The sequence below is a fragment of the Curtobacterium sp. ABR8 genome (assembly GCF_057812125.1).
This window is the reverse complement of sequence record NZ_CM173818.1, coordinates 373,278-392,440: the sequence shown is the minus strand read 5'-3', so window position 1 is coordinate 392,440 and position 19,163 is coordinate 373,278. Positions and strand designations below refer to the sequence as shown.

The 19,163-nt window shown below is 72.1% G+C and carries 20 protein-coding genes; 11 read left to right on the top strand and 9 right to left on the bottom strand.

Annotated elements, in window-relative coordinates:
- The first annotated feature begins 74 nt into the window (after positions 1–74).
- Together ACXKZB_RS01920 and ACXKZB_RS01915 are read left to right on the top strand one after the other, a co-directional pair.
- Complete coding sequence (locus ACXKZB_RS01920) at positions 75–488, top strand: MarR family winged helix-turn-helix transcriptional regulator (RefSeq protein ID WP_488824491.1); 414 nt, start codon at positions 75–77, stop codon at positions 486–488.
- A 78-nt stretch (positions 489–566) separates the two neighbouring features.
- The gene (locus ACXKZB_RS01915) at positions 567–1,607 is read left to right on the top strand and encodes an LCP family protein (RefSeq protein ID WP_488824490.1); all 1,041 of its coding nucleotides are present in this window, start codon (positions 567–569) and stop codon (positions 1,605–1,607) included.
- 88 nt (positions 1,608–1,695) lie between these two features.
- On the opposite strand, the gene ACXKZB_RS01910 is transcribed toward ACXKZB_RS01915, so the two are convergent.
- From ACXKZB_RS01910 to ACXKZB_RS01885, 6 genes are all read right to left on the bottom strand, one after another.
- The gene (locus ACXKZB_RS01910; RefSeq protein WP_488824489.1) at positions 1,696–2,388 is read right to left on the bottom strand and encodes a transglycosylase family protein; all 693 of its coding nucleotides are present in this window, start codon (positions 2,386–2,388) and stop codon (positions 1,696–1,698) included.
- Positions 2,389–2,690: 302 nt separating this feature from the next.
- Positions 2,691–3,842: a 23S rRNA (uracil(747)-C(5))-methyltransferase RlmC gene (gene rlmC, locus ACXKZB_RS01905; protein WP_488824488.1), complete on the bottom strand. Its 1,152-nt coding sequence runs from the start codon at positions 3,840–3,842 to the stop codon at positions 2,691–2,693.
- Between the two features lie 7 nt (positions 3,843–3,849).
- A complete protein-coding gene (locus ACXKZB_RS01900) occupies positions 3,850–4,728 on the bottom strand; it encodes an SMP-30/gluconolactonase/LRE family protein (RefSeq protein WP_488824487.1) in 879 nt (292 codons plus the stop codon).
- A gap of 37 nt (positions 4,729–4,765) precedes the next feature.
- Complete coding sequence (locus ACXKZB_RS01895; protein WP_488824486.1) at positions 4,766–5,386, bottom strand: DedA family protein; 621 nt, start codon at positions 5,384–5,386, stop codon at positions 4,766–4,768.
- A 66-nt stretch (positions 5,387–5,452) separates the two neighbouring features.
- On the bottom strand, positions 5,453–6,112 hold the full coding sequence (locus ACXKZB_RS01890) for a FadR/GntR family transcriptional regulator (protein WP_488824485.1): 660 nt from the start codon (positions 6,110–6,112) through the stop codon (positions 5,453–5,455).
- Positions 6,109–6,831: an SDR family oxidoreductase gene (locus ACXKZB_RS01885; protein WP_488824484.1), complete on the bottom strand. Its 723-nt coding sequence runs from the start codon at positions 6,829–6,831 to the stop codon at positions 6,109–6,111. The genes ACXKZB_RS01890 and ACXKZB_RS01885 overlap by 4 nt, the downstream gene beginning before the upstream one ends.
- A 45-nt stretch (positions 6,832–6,876) precedes the next feature.
- Between ACXKZB_RS01885 and ACXKZB_RS01880 the strand changes: the two genes are divergently transcribed.
- Positions 6,877–7,626: an SDR family NAD(P)-dependent oxidoreductase gene (locus tag ACXKZB_RS01880; RefSeq protein ID WP_488824483.1), complete on the top strand. Its 750-nt coding sequence runs from the start codon at positions 6,877–6,879 to the stop codon at positions 7,624–7,626.
- A gap of 4 nt (positions 7,627–7,630) precedes the next feature.
- Here the strand turns inward: ACXKZB_RS01880 and ACXKZB_RS01875 are convergent, their stop codons facing one another.
- Positions 7,631–8,038, bottom strand: a complete 408-nt coding sequence (locus ACXKZB_RS01875) for a MarR family winged helix-turn-helix transcriptional regulator (RefSeq protein WP_261784259.1) — start codon at positions 8,036–8,038, stop codon at positions 7,631–7,633.
- Positions 8,039–8,119: 81 nt separating this feature from the next.
- Here ACXKZB_RS01875 and ACXKZB_RS01870 point away from each other — a divergent pair, with 81 nt between their 5' ends.
- The 7 genes from ACXKZB_RS01870 to ACXKZB_RS01840 all read left to right on the top strand — a co-directional run bounded on the left by ACXKZB_RS01870 (position 8,120) and on the right by ACXKZB_RS01840 (position 15,456).
- A complete protein-coding gene (locus tag ACXKZB_RS01870) occupies positions 8,120–9,064 on the top strand; it encodes a quinone oxidoreductase family protein (protein ID WP_488824482.1) in 945 nt (314 codons plus the stop codon).
- Positions 9,065–9,173: 109 nt separating this feature from the next.
- A complete protein-coding gene (locus tag ACXKZB_RS01865) occupies positions 9,174–12,086 on the top strand; it encodes a Na+/H+ antiporter subunit A (protein ID WP_488824481.1) in 2,913 nt (970 codons plus the stop codon).
- A complete protein-coding gene (locus ACXKZB_RS01860; RefSeq protein WP_123310844.1) occupies positions 12,083–12,493 on the top strand; it encodes a Na(+)/H(+) antiporter subunit C in 411 nt (136 codons plus the stop codon). Before ACXKZB_RS01865 ends, ACXKZB_RS01860 begins: the two co-directional genes overlap by 4 nt.
- The gene (locus ACXKZB_RS01855; RefSeq protein ID WP_488824480.1) at positions 12,490–14,181 is read left to right on the top strand and encodes a Na+/H+ antiporter subunit D; all 1,692 of its coding nucleotides are present in this window, start codon (positions 12,490–12,492) and stop codon (positions 14,179–14,181) included. The genes ACXKZB_RS01860 and ACXKZB_RS01855 overlap by 4 nt, the downstream gene beginning before the upstream one ends.
- Entirely contained in the window at positions 14,178–14,762 is a 585-nt protein-coding gene (locus ACXKZB_RS01850; RefSeq protein WP_488824479.1) for a Na+/H+ antiporter subunit E, read from the top strand. The genes ACXKZB_RS01855 and ACXKZB_RS01850 overlap by 4 nt, the downstream gene beginning before the upstream one ends.
- Positions 14,759–15,103: an MrpF/PhaF family protein gene (locus tag ACXKZB_RS01845; protein ID WP_222659222.1), complete on the top strand. Its 345-nt coding sequence runs from the start codon at positions 14,759–14,761 to the stop codon at positions 15,101–15,103. Before ACXKZB_RS01850 ends, ACXKZB_RS01845 begins: the two co-directional genes overlap by 4 nt.
- Positions 15,100–15,456, top strand: coding sequence for a cation:proton antiporter (locus ACXKZB_RS01840; RefSeq protein ID WP_396289919.1), 357 nt, complete (start codon positions 15,100–15,102; stop codon positions 15,454–15,456). The genes ACXKZB_RS01845 and ACXKZB_RS01840 overlap by 4 nt, the downstream gene beginning before the upstream one ends.
- A 3-nt stretch (positions 15,457–15,459) precedes the next feature.
- Here ACXKZB_RS01840 and ACXKZB_RS01835 read toward each other — a convergent pair whose 3' ends face one another.
- Complete coding sequence (locus ACXKZB_RS01835) at positions 15,460–16,725, bottom strand: MFS transporter (RefSeq protein ID WP_488824478.1); 1,266 nt, start codon at positions 16,723–16,725, stop codon at positions 15,460–15,462.
- Positions 16,726–16,932: 207 nt separating this feature from the next.
- On the opposite strand from ACXKZB_RS01835, the gene ACXKZB_RS01830 reads away from it, so the two are divergent.
- The gene (locus ACXKZB_RS01830) at positions 16,933–17,979 is read left to right on the top strand and encodes an aldo/keto reductase (RefSeq protein WP_488824477.1); all 1,047 of its coding nucleotides are present in this window, start codon (positions 16,933–16,935) and stop codon (positions 17,977–17,979) included.
- Between the two features lie 9 nt (positions 17,980–17,988).
- On the opposite strand, the gene mgrA is transcribed toward ACXKZB_RS01830, so the two are convergent.
- Positions 17,989–19,032 (bottom strand): L-glyceraldehyde 3-phosphate reductase, encoded by a 1,044-nt coding sequence (mgrA, locus tag ACXKZB_RS01825; protein ID WP_488824476.1) that lies wholly within the window; start codon positions 19,030–19,032, stop codon positions 17,989–17,991.
- Between the last annotated feature and the right edge of the window lie 131 nt (positions 19,033–19,163).

The following is a 19,163-nucleotide window of genomic DNA, read 5'->3' as shown; positions in this document are numbered from 1 at the left end:
GCATGCTGATTACTAGACGGACGTGATGGAGTGCACCCGACAGCCGCGTCCGGTGTCGACCGTAGACTGCGGCCATGGACGACACGACCGAGCAGTGGCCCCTAGGTCGGCTGCTCTCGGCCGCCGCACGCTCCGTCGAGCGGGACTGGGACGAACGACTCCGCGCCATCGGACTGCCGCACGCAGCCCTCATCGCGGTCGACATCCTGATCCGCACCGGGCCCACCGGTGCCGACACGATCGCCCGGACGGCAAGGGTGCAGCCGCAGACCATGTCACGGACGCTCGAGCGGATGGAGCGGGACGGCCTCGTCGAGCGCACCCCGCACCCCGACGACCGACGTCGCCGGCTCGTGACGGTGACGGAGCACGGACGCCGGGCGTGGGAGACCGCTCGGCACATCGAGCGCGAGGTCCTGCCGGACGATCCGACACTGCGAGCTGCCCTCAACGGACTCCTCAGGAAGCCGTCGCAACCCCACCGGTGACACCCTGTACGTGACATACCACATGCGGTAGGATCGGTCGGTCGGTGGCACGGCCGACCGAATCCGCAGGAGTCCCGCATGTCCGAACGACGGGCGGCCCGTCAGGCCGCCGAGACCGCAGCACGGACCGCCCGCCGCCCGAAGCGCCGACGACCCCTCCTCGTCGCGCTGCTCGCGACGGTCGGATCACTCGTCGGCATCGCCACCGTGGTCGCCGTCGTGGCGAGCATCTTCGTCGGCGGCCTGGCGCGCAGCTTCGACGCCGGTCGCGACACCATCGCGAAGCCGTTCCCGAGCGGGACCCGCCCGACCGCCTCCGGCGGCGAGAACATCCTGCTCATCGGGTCCGACTCACGGGCCGCCCGGGGACCGGACGGCAAGCCTTCGGACGCCGGTGGCCGCTCCGACACCCTGATGCTCGCGCACATCCCCGCCGACCGGCAGGCGGTCTACCTCATGTCGATCATGCGCGACTCATGGGTGGACGTCCCGGGTCACGGGCGCGCCAAGATCAACGCCGCGTACGCGTGGGGCGGTGTCCCGCTCACGGTGCAGACCGTCGAGCAGCTGCTGGACGTCCGCGTCGACCACGTCGCCGAGATCGACTTCACGGGCTTCACGGGCATGACCGACGCGCTGGGCGGCGTCACGGTCGACTCCAGCCAGGCGTTCTCCGCGCGCGGGCACGACTTCGTCGCCGGCGCCAACCGACTCGACGGCGACGCCGCACTCGCCTTCGTCCGCGAGCGGTACGCCTTCGCCGACGCCGACCACACGCGCGTGCGGAACCAGCAGGCGTTCATGCGCGGCGTCGTGAACGGGTTGCTCTCCCGCGGCACGATCACGAACCCCGGACGCATCCAGGACTTCGTGACCGCGACGAGCGAGCACCTCGCCGTGGACGCCGGGCTCTCGTTCCCCACGCTGATCGGCCTCGGGTGGTCGCTGCGCGACGTCCGGACCGACGACCTCGAGACCTTCACGGTGCCGACGGCGGGCTCCGGGACCTCCCCGGACGGGCAGTCCATCGTCATGCTCAACGACCTGGCGGTCGGCTCGCTGTCGCAGGCGTTGCGCTCCGACGACGTCGCGGCATGGCTGTCCGACAACCCGCAGTAGCGCTCCCGTCCGTCTCGACACGCGCCACGCACGACGACGCCCCGCGACCGAGGTCGCGGGGCGTCGTCGTGTTGGTCCTGAGGGACGATCAGGCGGGGAGCTGCAGCTCCTGGCCCGAGTAGATCAGGTTCGCGTCGTCGATGGTCGACGTGTTCGCGGCCCACAGCTTGTTCCAGCCACCGTCGATCTTGAGCTTGGTGGCGATGGTGTCGAGCGTGTCGCCCGACGCGACCGTGTAGGTCTTGCCGCTGGTCTTCACGGCGGCGGGCTTGCTCGGTGCGGTGGCTGCCGGGGCGGCCTCCTGCGCGGGCGCCGGAGCCGGAGTGCTCGGCGCGGCCTGCTCCGGGGCAGCCGGGGCCGGTGCGGCCTGCTGCGTCGGGGCCGGAGCAGCGGGAGCTGCCGGAGCCGGTGCGGCGGCTGCCGGGGCGGCGCCGCTCGTGCCGCTCAGTCCGAGCTGCGCGGAGCAGGCGGGCCAGGCGCCCCAGCCCTGCGTGGCCAGGACGCGCTCGGCGACGGCGATCTGGGCCTCGCGGCTCGCGCCGGCGGGGCTGCCGACGCCACCGTTCGCCTGCCAGGTGCCGAGGTTGAACTGCAGGCCGCCGTAGTAGCCGTTGCCGGTGTTGATGGCCCAGTTGCCGCCGGACTCGCACTGCGCGAGGGCGTCCCAGGTCGAGCCGGACGCAGCGTTCGCGGGGGTTGCCGCGAGGCCGACACCGGTCGCGGCGATGCCGGCGAACGCGAGGCCGCCGACGATGGTGCGGGTACGGGAAAGCTTCTTCATGTGATTGCTCCACCGGGGTCACGAGCCGCTTCGAACGCGGAATCCACTGCCCACCCCGACCGATCGCGGTCAGTTGTGGGGTGCGCCACCGGGGGCAGTGGTCATCGGGCCGGCGGCACCTCGGTCGGCAACCATAGGAAACTCTTCGTCGTTATCAAACCGAGACAAACGGTTCTACCCGTTGGTGCTATGTCCCCCGATGGTGAACCTGTACGCCGCGATGCCCATGGCCATGGTGATCGACCCGTACCCGGGTACGTCACCTTGGCAATTCCCTGGCAATGACGACCGGGAGGCCCGGATCACGTCCGCGACAACAGGGTGACGGCCTCGAGATGGCCGGTCTGGGGGAACATGTCGAGCACCCGGGCGCGACGCAGTCGGAACGACGGCATGCGCGCGAGGTCCTTCGCCAGGGTCACGGGGTTGCAGCTCGAGTAGACGACGTGCTGCACGTCTGATCCCTCGAGCCAGGTCGACAGTGTCTCCCCGATCCCGCGTCGCGGCGGGTTCACCAGGACGAGCTCGGGTACGGCGTCGGGCCGGGCGCGGAGTGCGTGCTCGGTGGCGTCGTCGGCGGCGAACCGGAGGCCCTCCAGCCCGGCCTCGCGCGCGGACTGCTTCGCCGATCGGATCGCCTCGGCACTCGTCTCGATGCCGGTCACCACTCGACCCGGCCGTGCGGCGTGCAGGGCGAACCCACCGACGCCGCAGTACAGGTCCCACATCGACGCCGGGTCGAGCTCGTCGATCCACGCCGAGGCCTGGGCGTACAGCTCGGTGGCGACGGCCGTGTTGGTCTGGAAGAAGCTCTGCGGCCGCAGGTGCATCGTGATCCCACCGAGGCGCATCGGCAGCGTCTCCTTCTCGGTGAGCACGATCTCGCGGTCCCCCTCGGTCACGGCCTTGTGCTCGGGCAGCAGGTTCGCCGTGACGACCACCACGTTCGGCAGGACCTCGCGCAGCACGTCGAGGTGCTGGCGGAGCCGCGTCACCTGCCCCTCGGACCGCAGGACGAACCGCACCATCAGTTCGCCGTCGGGCGACTCGGTGACCAGGACGTACTTCAACTCGCCGCGTCGGGCCGCGACGTCGTACGGGATCAGCCCCGCGGTCGTGACGAACTCGGCGAGCAGGGGCAGCGCGTGCCGGATGCCGGGCGTGCAGATCCCGCAGTGCCGCAGGTCGACGCCGCGCTGCCGGTGGTCGAGGATGCCGACCGTCGGGTGCTCGGTCGAGCCGCCGACGACCATCTTCGCCTTGTTCCGGTACCCGGCCTCGGGGCTCGTGATCGCCGGCGACCACGCGACCGCTCCGGGGCCGCCAGCCGCCTCGACGGCGTCGTGCAGGAGTTCGCGGGTGCGGAGTTCCTTGTCGAGGACCTGGTCGGCGTAGGGCTGCCCCATGAGCGTGCACGACCGGCACACCCCGCGGTCGAAGTAGTCGCACTGCATGGCCGAGTCAGGATACGGCAGCGTCCCGCGTCGTCGTGGCGATCCGGTACACCGAGGTCGTCGCGGTCAGGAACAGCGTGGTGCCGTCGTCACCGCCGAAGCACAGGTTCGACGTGACCTCGGGGACGGCCACCTCGCCGATCCGATCGCCGGACGGGTCGAACACCACGACACCGCGGTGTGACGACGACCACACGTTGCCGTGCACGTCCACGCGGATCCCGTCCGGCGCGCCCTCGCCGGGCGCGAGTCGCGCGAACACCCGACCGTTCTTGAGCAGCTCGCCGCTCTCACCGCGGCGGTCGTAGGCCCGGATGACCGGTTCGTCCCCCGACGAGCTCGCGATGTAGAGCACCTGCTCGGACGGGTCGAACGCCAGGCCGTTCGGCTCGTCGACGTCGGTCGCCACGGGTCGCAGGTCCTCGCCGGACGGCCCGCAGCGGAACGTCCAGTGGTCGCCGTACTCGCGCACACCGGGGTGCCCCTCGCGCGGCTGCGTGATGCCGTAGGCCGGGTCGGTGAACCACACACTGCCGTCGCGGGCGACGACGACGTCGTTCGGCGAGTTCAGCCGGCCGCCGTCCCAGGCGTCGACGATCGGCGTGACCGTGCCGTCGCGGTCCCGCTCCACCCGCCGCAGCCCGTGCGAGCACTGCACGACGCTGCCGTCGCGGTCGAGGGTCCTGCCGTTGGTGAACTCGACTCCGTCGGCGTACGAGGTCGTCTCGCCGGAGTCGGCGTGCCACTGCAGGATCCGGTCCCCGGGGATGTCCGACCACCGCAGGGTGCGGGTCGCCGGGATCCAGCAGGGCCCCTCCGCCCAGGTGCTGCCGGTGGCGATGCGCTCGAGCGCGTCAGGGTCGGGGACGAGATCGTCGAGCAGCACGGGTTCTCCTTCGAACGGTGAGCCCACCCTACGTTCGTCAGGCCGCGGCCGCCGCCTCGTTGCGACGTCGTACGGCCTTCTCGATCGCGGAGATCGCGAGGCCGAGCAGGATCGACGCCACGACCGCGAGGGTCGTGACGAGGAAGGGCTGCTCGCGGCTCCAGCGCCCGGTGGCCGAGGCGATGCCGACGCAGTACGCGGCCCACACGACGTCGGCGAGCACGCAGCTGACCAGGAACCGCCGGAGGTCGAGCCCGCTGTCCGCGCCGACCAGGTTCGTCGTCAGCCGGCCCATCGGGATGAAGCGTCCGAGCACCGCGATGCGCCCGGGGGCGGCTCGGTAGCGGCCGTCGATGGCGTCCCGGGCCGCACGGACCTTCGGCCGCGCGAACCACGACCGCGAGCCGAGGTCGACCGAGCGCGCCAGGTGGTAGAGCCCGAGGTCGCCGATGACCATGCCGATGGAGGCCGCGACGACGAGGAAGAGGACCGACAGGAGGCCGCCGTCACCGCCCACCAGGAGCGTGCCGATCGCGACGACGAGTGCCTGACTGGGCAGGAAGACCGCGACACTGCCCACGGCGAGCACGAGGCCGACCACGAAGAACGCCCACGGGGTACCGACGAGCTGGACCACCAGGTCCTGTGCTGCGTCCACGACTCACCCTCCACGGGCGCCGGAGGGGCGCGCCGGGTCCATCCTCGCAGGTCCGGGGTGCTCCGTTCACGTGCGGTCGACGATCGCCCGCATCGTCGAGGCCGCCTCGTCCGGGCGACCGTCGAGGACGGCATCGGCGAGCGCGAGGTGGAGGCCGACGTCGTGACGGTCCGGGCGGACGCTCCCGCGTTCGCGCAGCACCTGGCCGACGACCTGGTGCAGTCGTCGGTACAGCGCGTTGCCGGACAGGTCGAGCACGAGCGCGTGGAACCGCACGTCCGCGATCACGAAGCCGAGGCGGTCGTCGCGGGTCGCGGCGGCGGCGAGTTCGTCCGCGGTGGCGCGGAGGGCCTCCCGACGGTCCGCGCACCCGTCGAGCGCTGCCCGCTGGGCCGCTGCGGCAGCGGCGACGGGTTCGACCGCCGCACGCAGCTCGCGGAGCTCGACCGCCACGCGGTCACCGTCGGGACCCTGCAGCCGCCACCGCACCACCCGCGGGTCCAGGACGTCCCACTCCCGCACGCCGAGGACGGTCACGCCGACCCGGCGCCGCGCGGTGAGCAGGCCGAGGGCGACGAGGACGCGGACGGCCTCGCGGACGATGCTGCGACTGGCGCCCGTCCAGGCCACCAGGTCGTCGACGCTCCGGCGGCTGCCCACGGCGACCTCACCGGAGACGACGGCGGCCCCGACCTGGTCGAGGACCCGCTCGAAGGTGCTCGTCACCGCTGCGAGACCGGCGACAGCACGAGCTCGTCGATGCGCACGTGCGCCGGCGCCCCGAGCACGAAGGCGACCGTGCGCCCGACGTCCTCCGGCTGGAGCATGCGTTGCCGGGCGGCCGCGTCGGGGACCTCCGGCCGCTGGTCGAGGAAGTCGGTCGCGACGTCGCCCGGGCACAGGTGCGTGGCACGCACGCCGTGCTCGGCCTCCTGCTGGTTGAGCGTCCGGACGACCGACGCGAGCGCGGACTTGCTCGCGGAGTACGCGACACCCGCCCCCGGCTGGAAGGACCACCCGGCGTACGACGACACCACCACGACCACGCCGCCGGCCGCGCGGAGTGCCGGCAGCGCGGCGTCCACCAGCGTGACGACGGCGGTGAGGTTCGTGTCCACGATCGCGCGGAAGTCGTTCAGCGACTGGTCGGCCCACCGGCGTCGCGGGGCGTTGAGCCCGGCCGCCAGCACGAGGCCGTCGAGTCGGCCGTGCCGTTCGAGCACGGTGTCCCGCGCGGCTGCCACCGCGTCGGGGTCGTTCGCGTCGAGGGGCAGGACCTCCGCGGTGCCACCGGTGTCCCGGATGGCACCTGCCACCTGCTCGAGCCGGTCGACACGACGCCCGCTGAGCACCACGGACCAGCCGTCACGTGCCGCTGCCTCGGCACTCGCGGCCCCCATGCCGCTGCCCCCACCCGTGACCCAGAGCACACGCTGATCCGTCATGCTCGAATAGTATGCCTATTGAAGGCACCGACGACAGGAGCAACGATGCACCTCGACCTGACCGACCGTGTGGTGGTCGTGACCGGAGCAGCACGCGGGATCGGGCGGACGCTCGCCGACCGGTTCGTCGCAGAGGGCTGCCGCGTCGTCGCGCTCGACCTGGGCTTCGAGCCCGAGTTCCCGCTCGACCACGTCGTGTGCAACGTCGCCGACCCGGCGTCCGTCCGCGCCGCCGTCGACGAGGTCGTCGCGCGCCACGGCACGATCGACGTGCTCGTGAACAACGCCGGCATCAACGTCGAGGGCACCGTCGCCGAGCTGCAGTGGGATGCCTGGCGCCGCTGCATGGACGTCAACCTCGGCGGCACCTTCCTGATGAGCCAGGCCGTCGCGCCGGTGATGCAGGCCGCGGGACGGGGTCGGATCGTCAACGCCGCCTCGTTCGCCGCGATCGTGCCGAGTGTCGGCAGTGCGGCCTACGCGGCGTCCAAGGCCGCGGTCGTCTCGTTCACCCGGGTACTCGCATCGGAGCTCGGTCCATGGGGCATCACGGTCAACGCGTACGCGCCGGGCATGGTCCCGACCGCGATGAACGGGTTCGCCACCATGCCGACCGAGGCGCAGGACCGCCTGCTCGACACGCTGTCGCTGCGCCGGTGGGAGACCGCCGACGACGTCGCCGACCTGCTCGTGTTCGTGGCGAGCGACGCCTCGGCGTACATCACCGGCACCCTGCTCGACGTCTCCGGCGGCAAGCTCGCGACGCAGATCCCGTCGCGCGCGCACGGCCGCTGAGGGTTCAGCGCAGCATCCGCTCCAGGAGCCCGCGCAGCTGCCGCCGGTCCCGCTCCGGCAACCGAGCGGTGAGCGGCAACAGGGCATCGCGGATCGCACCCTCGAGCGAACGCGCCACCTCGAGGCCGGCGTCGGTGATCACGACGTCCACCGCGCGGGCGTCGTCCGCGTTCGGCTGCCGAGCGAGCAAGCCCTTCTTCTCCGCGCGCGCCACCAGCCCGGTCATCGTCGACTTCTCGAGCCCCAGGTACTGCGCCAGGTCACCGATCCGCAGACGACGGTCACGCAGGATCGCGAGGACCCGCAGCTGCGTCAGCGACAACCCCGCATCGGCCGCGAGCCCCGTCAGTGGGCCCATGGTCCGGAACGCGGATTCGCCCAGGGCATCGACGAGCTGCTCGTCCTCGGTCATCTCCTGCACGGTTCCAGCCTAGTTGACGAACTTCGTGATGCGAACTACTTTGTTCGCAACACGAAGCAAATGGAGGACACCATGCACGCAGCAGTCGTCACGAGGTTCGAGCAGGCCCCGACCTGGCAGGAGTTCGACGAACCGACCCCCGGAGCCGGCGAGGTCGTCGTCGACGTCGTCGCGGCCGGGCTCCACCCGCGGGTCCGGTCGCAGGCCGACGGTTCGCACTACACCAGCGAGGGCGCGCTCCCCCTGGTCCCCGGCGTCGACGGGGTCGCCCGGTTCCCCGACGGCACGCTCCGGTACGTCGCCGTCGCGAGCGACACCCGCGGCACCATGGCCGAGCGCGTCGCGGTCGATCCACGGGCGAGTGTGGTCCTGCCCGACGGCGCCGACCCCGTCACCGTCGCCGCGGGCGTCAACCCGGTGCTGTCCTCGTGGGTGGCCCTGCGCCGGCGGATCGACTTCACCCGGGGCAGCCGCGTCCTCGTGCTCGGCGCGACCGGGGCATCGGGCACCGCGGCGGTCCAGGTGGCGAAGCACCTCGGAGCCGCACACGTCATCGCGAGCGGGCGCAACGCGGAGCGGTTGGCCGGCCTCACCGCGCTCGGTGCCGACGTCGTGCTGCCACTGGCCGACGTGGACGCCCTCGGCGCAGCGGCGGCGGACGTCGACGTGGTCATCGACTACGTCTGGGGCCAGCCCGCGGCGGACGTGATGCGCGCCGTCGTCACCGCCCGCACCGACCCGGGCCGCCGACTCGACTGGATCGCGATCGGTTCCACCGCGGGCCACGAGGCGACGATCCCGTCCGCCGCGCTGCGTTCCTCCGGCCTGACGCTCGTCGGCAGCGGCCAGGGTTCGGTCGGTCGCGCCGGGTTCGTCGCCGAGCTCCCGGGCATCGTCGGCGCGATCGCGGACGGGACCGTCCGGGTCGACGCGACGGCCGTGGCCCTGTCGAACGTCGGGGCGACGTGGGCCGGACAGCCCGCCGGGAGCACGGGCAGAGTGGTGTTCACAGTGTGAACCGAGCGCGGGCAGCCTGTCCGGTCGCACAGGTTCTCCACATGCCGCTCTTCGTAGGCTGTGAGGGCCCAGTGAGCCGGACTGCAGCCCGACCCCGAGGAGGTGCCCGATGGTCCTCGTCCTCGTCGCGTTCGCGATCGTCGCCCTGATCGTCCCCGCCCTGACCCCCGTCCTCGGCCGCCGCGTGTTCTACGTCGCGGCCCTCGCACCCGCAGCCGCCGCCGTGCTGACGGTGCTGCAGACGGACGCGGCCCTGCACGGCAGCGTCGTCGAACGGCACCGGTGGGTCCCGCAGCTCGACCTCGAGATCACACTGCGGATGGACGCCCTGTCGTGGGTGCTCGCACTCGTGGTGTCGATCGTCGGGGCGCTCGTGCTCGTGTACTGCGCCGCGTACTTCGGGCGGGACGAACCGGGGATCGGCCGGTTCGCGGGCGTGCTGACCGCGTTCGCCGGATCGATGTTCGGCCTCGTCCTCGCCGACGACGTCATCGTGCTCTTCGTCCTGTGGGAAGCCACCACGGTCTTCTCGTACCTGCTCATCGGACACGACGCCGACAAACGCGCGAGCCGTGCCGCCGCGATGCAGGCGCTCGTCGTCACCACCGCCGGCGGCCTGGCGATGCTCGCTGGCCTGGTGGTGCTGTCGGTCGCAGCGGGCACGACCTCGCTCTCCGGCATCATCGCCGCCCCGCCGACCGGTCCGATCGTCACCGTCTCCGTGGTCCTGGTCCTGCTCGGTGCGCTCACGAAGTCGGCCATCGTGCCGTTCCACTTCTGGCTCCCGGCCGCGATGGCCGCGCCGACCCCGGTCAGCGCGTACCTGCACGCCGCGGCGATGGTGAAGGCGGGCATCTACCTGGTGGCCCGGCTCGCCCCGGCCTTCGCACTGCTCGACGGCTGGCGCGAGACCATCACCGTGCTCGGTGTCCTCGGCATGCTCATCGGCGGCTACCGCGCGCTCCGCCAGACCGACCTCAAGCTCCTGCTCGCCTACGGCACCGTCGCGCAGCTGGGGTTCCTCGTGCTCGCAGCCGGGTGGGGCGTGCCCGCGGTGGCGCTCGGCGGGGTCGCCCTGCTCGTGGCGCACGCCGCGTTCAAGTCCACCCTCTTCCTGGTCGTCGGCGCGATCGACCACACCACCGGCACGCGCGACCTCGGACGCCTGAGCGGCCTCGGCCGGAAGGCACCGTGGCTCGCCGTCGTGGCCGCGCTCGCACTCGTGTCGATGGCCGGCATCCCACCGACGATCGGCTTCGTCGCGAAGGAAGCCGTGCTGACCGGCTTCACCGAGTCCCTGCACGGCCCCGACGCCGGCTGGGCGTGGTTCGCCCTGGTCGGTGTGACGCTCGGCTCGGTGCTGACGGTGGCGTACTCGCTCCGCTTCTTCTGGGGCGCGTTCGCCCGCAAGCCCGACGTCGCCCAGACCGAACCCCACGCCCTGCACGGCCTGGGCGTGGTGCCGTCGATCCTGGCCCTGACCGGTCTCGCCCTCGGCCTGCTGACGCCGGTCGTCGCGCACGGCCTCGAGCCCGCGGCGACGGTGGCCTCGCTCGCCGGCGAGGAAGTCCCCCACCTCGCCCTCTGGCACGGCCTCGAACCGGCACTCGGCATCTCGGCCGTCACCCTGGTCGGCGGTCTCGCGCTGTTCGCCCTGCGACGTCCGGTCGAAGCACTGCAGCACCGGCTCGCCGGGTTCCCGAGCGCCTCCGGCACGTACCGGCACCTCATGCGGGGCCTCGACCGCTTCGCGACGGGCTTGACCGCCGGAGTCCAGCGCGGTTCGCTCCCCTACTACCTGACGGTGATCCTGTCGGTGTTCGTCGCGGGAGCGCTGGCGAACCTCGTGCTCGGCGGGCCGTGGGAGTTCCACGTCCGGTTCTCCGACTCGTGGGGCCAGATCCCGGTCGTCATCGTGATGTCCGTCGGCGCCATCGCCGTCCTCACCGCGAAGACCCGCTTCGCCGCCGCCGTCCTGGTGGGCGTGACCGGCTACGGCATGTCCGTCCTGTTCGTCCTGCACGGCGCCGTCGACCTCGCGCTCACCCAGCTCGTGGTCGAGACCGTCACCCTCATCGCGTTCGTCCTGGTGCTGCGGCGGCTCCCCCCGCGCATCGCGACGACGAACCCGAGCAGGTTCCGCATCGTCCGTGCGCTCTTCGCGGGCCTCGCCGGCCTGACCCTGGCGATCGTCGTCATCGTCGCCGCGTCCGCGCGCACCGCCGACCCGATCTGGCCGGACCTGCCGGCGCTCACGAGCTCGTTCGGGCACGGCCTCAACGTCGTCAACGTCGCCCTCGTCGACCTGCGCGGGTGGGACACCCTCGGGGAGCTCACCGTCGTCGTCGCCGCGGCGACGGGCGTCGCGAGCCTGATCTTCGTGAACTCCCGCGAGGACACGCTGCCGCGCCTCCGTGACCTGCCGGAGACCCTGACGGCCGACGGCCAGCGCACCGACGGCGAACCGCGCGCCTGGCTGCCGACGAGCGCCGCGATCCCGACCGGCCGCTCCGCGCTCCTCGACGTGGTCGTCCGGCTGCTGTTCCACGGGCTCATCGTCCTGTCGGTCTACCTGCTGTTCGCCGGGCACAACGCGGCCGGCGGCGGCTTCGCCGGTGGCCTCGTCGCCGGCATCGCCCTGGCGGCCCGCTACCTGGCCGGCGGCCCCGCCGAGCTCGGAGCCGCAGCACCGGTCCGCGCCGGTCGACTGCTCGGGCTCGGCGTCGCGACGGCGGCGATCACCGCGATCGTGCCGCTGTTCTTCGGTCGCGAGGCGCTGTACTCCGAGTTCTTCGAGGCGACCGTCCCGATCCTCGGCCACGTCGAGTTCGTCACCGCCACGTTCTTCGACATCGGCGTGTACCTGGTCGTCGTCGGCCTGGTGCTCGACGTCCTCCGCAGCCTCGGCGCCGAGGTCGACCGGCAACGCCTCGAGGACGCCGGGGCGCCCACGCGCGACACCACCGAGGGGTCCGTCCGCGACACCCTCGAGGCACCCACCCCGGAAGGGAGCGCCACATGACCGTCACCCTCGTCCTCGTGATCGCGATGGCCGTGCTGTTCTCCTGCGGCGTCTACCTGCTGCTCGAACGCTCCCTGACCCGGATGCTGCTCGGCTTCCTGCTGCTCGGCAACGCCCTGAACCTGCTCCTGCTGGTGATGTCCGGCGCCGCCGGCAACCCGCCGATCGGCAAGTCCGCCGAGGGCATCACCGACCCGCTCCCCCAGGCCTTCGCCCTGACCGCGATCGTGATCACCTTCGCCGTCAGCGCGTTCCTGCTCGCCCTCATCCACCGCTCGTGGCAGCTGTCCCGCGCCGACGAGGTCGAGGTCGACGAAGCGGACGCCGCCATCGGACGCGATCGCGACGAACCCGCCGACGAAGACCCGGAGACCACCACCGACGCAGAACAGGAGGCGACCCGATGACCTGGCTCGTCCCGCTCCTCGTCCTCGTCCCGCTGCTCGGCGCGGCCGTCGCACTCGGCCTGCTGCGTCACCAGAAGCTCCAGCGGGCGATCACCGTCGTGGTGCTCGTCGTCGCCCTGGCCGTCGCCGCGACCCTCATGGTGCTCGTCGACCACCACGGCACCATCGTCGTGCAGGTCGGCGGCTGGGACGCCCCGTACGGCATCTCGCTCGTGGTCGACCGCCTGAGCGCCCTGCTCCTCACGGTGAGCGCGAGCGTGCTGCTCATCGTCCTGCTGTTCTCGATCGGTCAGGGGCTCGCGGCTGACGACGGCGAGGCGCCGGTCACGATCTTCTACCCGACCTACCTCGTCCTGGCCGCCGGTGTGCTGGACTCGTTCATCGCCGGTGACCTGTTCAACCTGTACGTCGCGTTCGAGATGCTCCTCGTGGCGAGCTACGTGCTCATCACCCTCGGCGGCAGTGAACAGCGCGTCCGGGCCGGCACCACGTACATCGTGACCAGCCTGATCGCGTCGGCGATCTTCCTCGCCGCGATCGGCCTGGTCTACGGCGCGACCGGCACCGTCAACATCGCCCAGATCAGCGAGCGCGTCGCCGAGCTGCCCGAGCACGTGCAGCTGCTCCTGCACACGATGCTCCTCATCGGGTTCGGCATCAAGGCGGCGGTCTTCCCGTTGGCGTTCTGGCTGCCGGACTCGTACCCGACCGCTCCCGCCCCGGTCACGGCCGTCTTCGCCGGCCTGCTGACGAAGGTCGGCATCTACGCGATCATCCGCCTCGAGACGGTGATCTTCCCCGGGCCGCAGTTGAACACCGTGCTGCTCGTGGTGGCGGTGCTGACGATGGTGGTCGGGGTGCTCGGCGCGGTGTCCCAGACCGACGTGAAACGGCTGCTGTCCTTCACGCTCATCAGCCACATCGGCTTCATGGTGATGGGCGTCGGCCTCGGCACGGTCACGGGGACGGCGGCCGCGGTGTTCTACACGGTCCACCACATCGTCGTGCAGACCACGTTGTTCCTGGTGTCGGGCCTGATGGAACGCGTCGGCGGGACCACGTCGACCCGGTCGCTCGGCGGCCTGCTGAAGGCTGCTCCGCTGCTGGCGGCGCTGTACCTGGTCCCCGCGTTCAACCTGGGCGGCATCCCACCGTTCTCGGGCTTCATCGGCAAGCTCGGGCTGTTCCGCGCCGCCGCCGAGGACGGCTCCCCGATGGCGTACGTCACGATCGCCGCCGGTGTGGTCACGTCGCTCCTGACGCTCTACGCGCTGATGCGCGTGTGGGACGCCGCCTTCTGGCGGCCGAAGCCCGCGGCCGAGGCCGCGGCGCCGCACGCGACGACCGCCGAGCCGCACGCCCACCTGCGGTCGCCGGAACCCGCCCCCCTGACGGTCTCCGAGGAGACGGGTGAGGCCTTCCACCCGGGAGGCTCGGTGACGGTCACCGACGCACCCCACGTGAGCAGTGCCTCCCGTCCGACCACCGGGTCGACCGCCACGGTCGGCGAGGCGCCGACGACGGTCCGGTTGCCGCGCATGCTCGTCGGTGTGACGACGGTCGCGGTCCTCGGATCCGTCGCCCTGACCGTCGTCGCCGGCCCGCTCTACGGCTACGCGACCCGCGCAGCGGAGTCGCTCGAGTCACCGGACCGGTACGTGCAGGCAGTCCTCGGGGGTGACCGGTGAACACCGACACCCGACACGTCGCGAACGCCCGCCGCATCGCGGTGGCGTGGCGGTACGACGTCCCGCTCGTCGCAGGCCTGACCGTCCTGTGGGCCTTGCTCTGGGGCTCGTGGACTCCGCTGACGCTGCTGTGCGGCATCGTGGTCGCACTCCTGGTCACCCAGGCGCTGCCGCTCCCGCCCGTCCCGTTGTCGGCGCGGTTCTCGATCGTGCACGCGGTCCGGTTCCTGGTGGTGTGGTCCGGCCTCGTCGTCGTGGCGTCCTTCCGGGTCGCCTGGGTCGCGTTCCGGCCGCGGGGCGTCCGCCGCAGCTCGATCACGCTCGTCCAGCTGCACTCCACCGCCGAGATGACCTTCACGCTGGCGACGCTCGCGATCTCGCTGGTGCCCGGCTCGTACGTCGCCGACGTCGACCTCCGGCGCCGGCGCCTGCTGCTGCACGTGCTCGACACCGAGCGGGTCGGACAGGTCGAGGCGGCCCGACGCGAGGCCGTCGGCATCGAGGCGATGGTCATCCGCGCCCTGGGGTCGAAGCAGGACGTCGCCGAACTGTCCGAACCGCTGCCGGAGGTCACCCGATGAGCGCCGCCGTCGTCGTCATGGGGATCGGCATCGCCCTCGTCCTTGCGTTGCTCGGCGCCACCCTGGCACTCGCGGTGTTCCGGATCGTGCGCGGCCCGACGATCCTCGACCGGATGATCGGATCGGACATGGTCCTGACGACCGTGCTCGTCGTGATCGCCGCGTCGATGGTGGTCCGGCGCGACCTGACCGGGATCCCCGTGCTCGTGGTCATCGCCGCGACGAGCGTGTTCGCCACCATCGCGGTGGCCCGAGCGGTCACCCCGTCGTCGGACCCGTCGGACGAGGGGCTCACCGCCACCACCCCCGAGCACGCCGTCGAAGAAGAGGAGCAGTCGTGACCGAGATCATCCAGGCGTTCCTCGACGGTGCCGGCGTGCGGGCGTGGATCGCACTCGCCCTGCTGCTGGTCGGCTCGGTGCTGTCCCTCGGCGCGGGGGTCGGCATCGTCCGGTTCCCGGACCCGCTCGTCCGCCTGCACGCCATGGCGAAGCCGCAGGTGCTCGGGCTCGCGTTCGCCCTGGCCGCGATCGTGGTCGCAGTGGGGACCTGGACGGCGTTCTGGGTCGTCCTGCCCATCATGGTGTTCCAGCTGTTCCTGGTGCCCGTCTCGACGCACATGATCGCCCGCGCCGGGCTGCGGGCGGACGACTACCGGCACGAGGACCTGCTGGTCGACGACACCGAGTCCTGACGGTCAGGCGGCCGTACGGCGACGCAGCAGCAGGTTGACGACGGCCGCCAGCACGACGACCGCTGCCGAGGCCGCGGGGAGCACCATCGCGACGGACGTGCCGTGCTGCTCCGCCAGGTCGCCCGTGACCGCGGAGGCGATCGACTGCCCGACGATCACGGCGGACCCCAGGATCGTCATCGTGGTCGCGGAGCGGCCGACCGGTGAGCGGTCAGAACCGAGGCTGTACTGGGCGACCAGGGTCGGGCCGATCCCGACGCCCATGATCGCCAGGACGATGCCGACCGCCACGACGGAGTCCGCCTGCGAGAACGCGATCGCACCGCCGAGCAGGACGACCCCGAACACGAGCCAGCGCCACCCGAGGCCGAACGACCGTGGGAACGCGGCGGACCCGAGGGCGAGCCCGGCCGATCCGATGCCCATCAGGCCGTAGAGCAGGCCCGCCTGGGACGCCTCGCCGTGGGTCTCCATGAACGCCGTCAGCGACGTCAGGGTCGAGCCGAAGAACAGACCGATGCCGAGGATCCCGACGACCACGACGACGAGCCGCGGTCGCAGGAGCTGACGGGCCGGCGCCTGGGTGAGTTCCTCGTGCTGCCCGAGCACGAGCTTGCCGGTGGGGTGCAACGCGAACGCGGTCACGAACACGAAGGTCAGCGCCGACGCACCGGCGACGGCCACCCAGGGGGCGATCGCGCTGGCGAGGATGCCCACCAGGAACGGTCCGATGATGAAGACGGTCTCGTCGGCGGCCGACTCGTACGCCATCGTGCCGCTGAGGGTCTTCTCGCGGCGGGCCGGCTGCATGCGCTGCGCGATGATCGCGACGAGCCGGGTGCGGGACATCGGCGCGACCTGGGGCGCGGACGCCCCGATGCAGAACGCCATCGCGAGCACGGCCAGGTCGGGAGCGCTGCCGCTGACGACGAAGGGGAACGCACCGAGCAGCGCAGCGTTGACGAGGCCGACGGGGACGAGCACGGCACGCTGGCCGAACCGGTCGGCGGCGGCGCCGACGAGCGGCCCGAAGACCGCGGCACCGATGCCGACCGAGGCGGAGTTGACGCCGCCGAGGGCGACGGAGTCACGCGCGGCGACGACGAGGGTGAGGACCCCGACGACCATCATCGCGAAGGGCAGACGGGCGATGAACGCCACGGGGAAGTACCAGCGTCCGGCGAGGGAGACGAGCGAGGCGTCGCCGGCGGTCGTGGTGTCCGTGCGGTCCGCGGTGGGCGCGGACGGGGTGGGACTGGTGTGGAGCATGGGGGTGTGCCTTCTCGGCCCGGCCCGGTTCGGTGGGGGGCGGACCCATCGGGTGCCGCCGTTGTCCGCCGGGGAGCCGGCGGCCGGTAGATACACACTGCGTGTTTCAGAACTGCGCCCATCGTACCAATCGTTCCGGTCCGGGCCAGGGGTAATGCTTCGTCACCGGAGGGTCCCGCGTCCCGCCCGGCCCATATCGTGGCGCGCATGGAACAGCGACGCATGGGGCGCACGGGGGCGCCCGTCAGCTCGCTGACGCTCGGGACGCGTGCCGTCGCCGGCGTCGCGGCCCACGACCCGTCGGCCGGCGTCACCCTCGTGCTCGAGGCCCTCACCCGCGGCGTGACGTCGGTCGACGTCTCGGACGCCGACGGCGCGGGCCTCGCCGAGACCGCGGTGGGTACGGCGATCGCGGGTCGGCGCGAGGACGTGTTCCTGTCGGTGCGGTTCGGCGCACCGGTCGACCAGGACCCGGCGCACCGGGGCAACGGGCGGCGGTGGATGTTCCGTGCCGTGGAGCGGAGCCTGCAGCGGCTCGGCACCGACGTCATCGACCTGTACCAGCCGGCGCTGCCGGACCCGGCGACGTCGCTCGACGAGACGCTCGACGCCCTCGCCGACCTCGTGGCGCAGGGCAAGATCCGCGCCTTCGGCATCCCCGGGTTCCCCGCCGAGGAACTCGTCGAGGCGCAGTGGCTCCGGTCCGGGTCGAAGAGCGCCACCGCGACGCACGTGCCCTACTCGGTCCTCACCCGCACGGCGGAGCGCACGGTGTTCCCGATCGCCCGTCGCTTCGGCCTCGGGGTGCTGGCAGGAGCACCCCTCGCCGGCGGCTGGCTCGCGGGGACCTACCGTGCCGGCACCGTCCAACCCCGCTCACCGCACGTCGACGAGCACCCGGACGCGTACGACATCGGCGCACCGCGGAACCGTCGGAAGCTCGAGGTCGCCGACCGGCTCGGACGCCTGGCCGACGACTCCGGCTTCACCGTGTCGGAGCTCGCGGTGGCCTTCGCCCTGACCCACCCCGACGTGTCCTCCGTGGTGATCGGACCGCGCACCGTCTCGCACGTGGACGCCTACGTGCAGGCGTCCGAGATCGTCCTCGACGACGGGCTGCTCGACGCGATCGACGCCATCGTCGCGCCGGGCACCCACGTGCTCGAGCGCGACACCGGGTTCGCGCTGCCCGCGCTCAGCCGCGAGCGACTGCGCGGCCGCACGCCGGTGGGCGCGGGGCCGGACCGCCGGTAGCCCCAGCGGTCAGGAGACCTCGCCGGCGCGCGCTCCCGCCCACAGGTCGACGTCGGTGATGCCGACCGAGTGTTCGTCGATGGTGCGGAGCTCCTCGTCGGTGAACGACGTGTTCGCCAGCGCCGCGACGTTGTCCTCGAGCTGCGACACCTTCGACGCCCCGATCACGAGCGAGGTCACCCGGTCGTCACGGAGCGCCCACGCCAGGGCGAGCTGCGCCAGGGACTGCCCGCGGGCCGAGGCCACGTCGTCCAGCGCCCGGAGGTGCCCGACGACCTCGGGGGTGATGCTCGACGCGTCGAGCGACTTGCCGGCGGCGGCGCGCGAGTCCGACGGGACCCCGTCCAGGTACTTGCCGGTGAGCAGGCCCTGCGCCAGGGCGGTGAACCCGATCACGCCGAAGCCCAGCTCGCCGGCGGCGTCGAGCAGGCCCTCGGTCTCGATCCAGCGGTTGAGCATCGAGTAGGACGGCTGGTGGATGAGGAGCGGGGTGCCGAGGTCGCGCAGGATCGCGGCGGCCTGCCGGGTCCGGTCGGCATCGTACGACGAGATGCCGACGTAGAGCGCCTTCCCCTGCTGGACGGCGGTGTGCAGCGCCCCCATCGTCTCCTCGAGCGGGGTCGAGGCGTCGAGTCGGTGCGAGTAGAAGACGTCGACGTAGTCCAGGCCCGTGCGCTGCAGGGACTGGTCGAGCGAGGCGAGCACGTACTTGCGCGAGCCGCCGCCCTGGCCGTACGGCCCCGGCCACATGTCCCACCCGGCCTTGGTCGACACGACCATCTCGTCGCGGTAGGGGCGGAAGTCCTCACGCATCAGGCGCCCGAAGTTCACCTCGGCGGCACCGTACGGCGGACCGTAGTTGTTCGCGAGGTCGTGGTGCGTGATGCCGAGGTCGAAGGCCCGACGGCTGATCGCGCGCTGCGTCTCGAACGGCACGTCGTCGCCGAAGTTGTGCCAGTACCCCAGGGAGAGCAGCGGCAGGTCGAGGCCGGAGCGGCCGGTGCGGCGGTACGTCATGGAGTCGTAGCGGTCGTCGCTGGCGATGTAGGTCATGGTCCGAGCCTGCCACCAGCGCCGTCGGACGGGCGCAGCGAGCGTGATCGGGTGCATGATCGTCCCACCGGCGTGATCACGCCGGAGTTCTCCGCGACGGACGAAGCGACCGTCGCCGACCTGATCCGCCG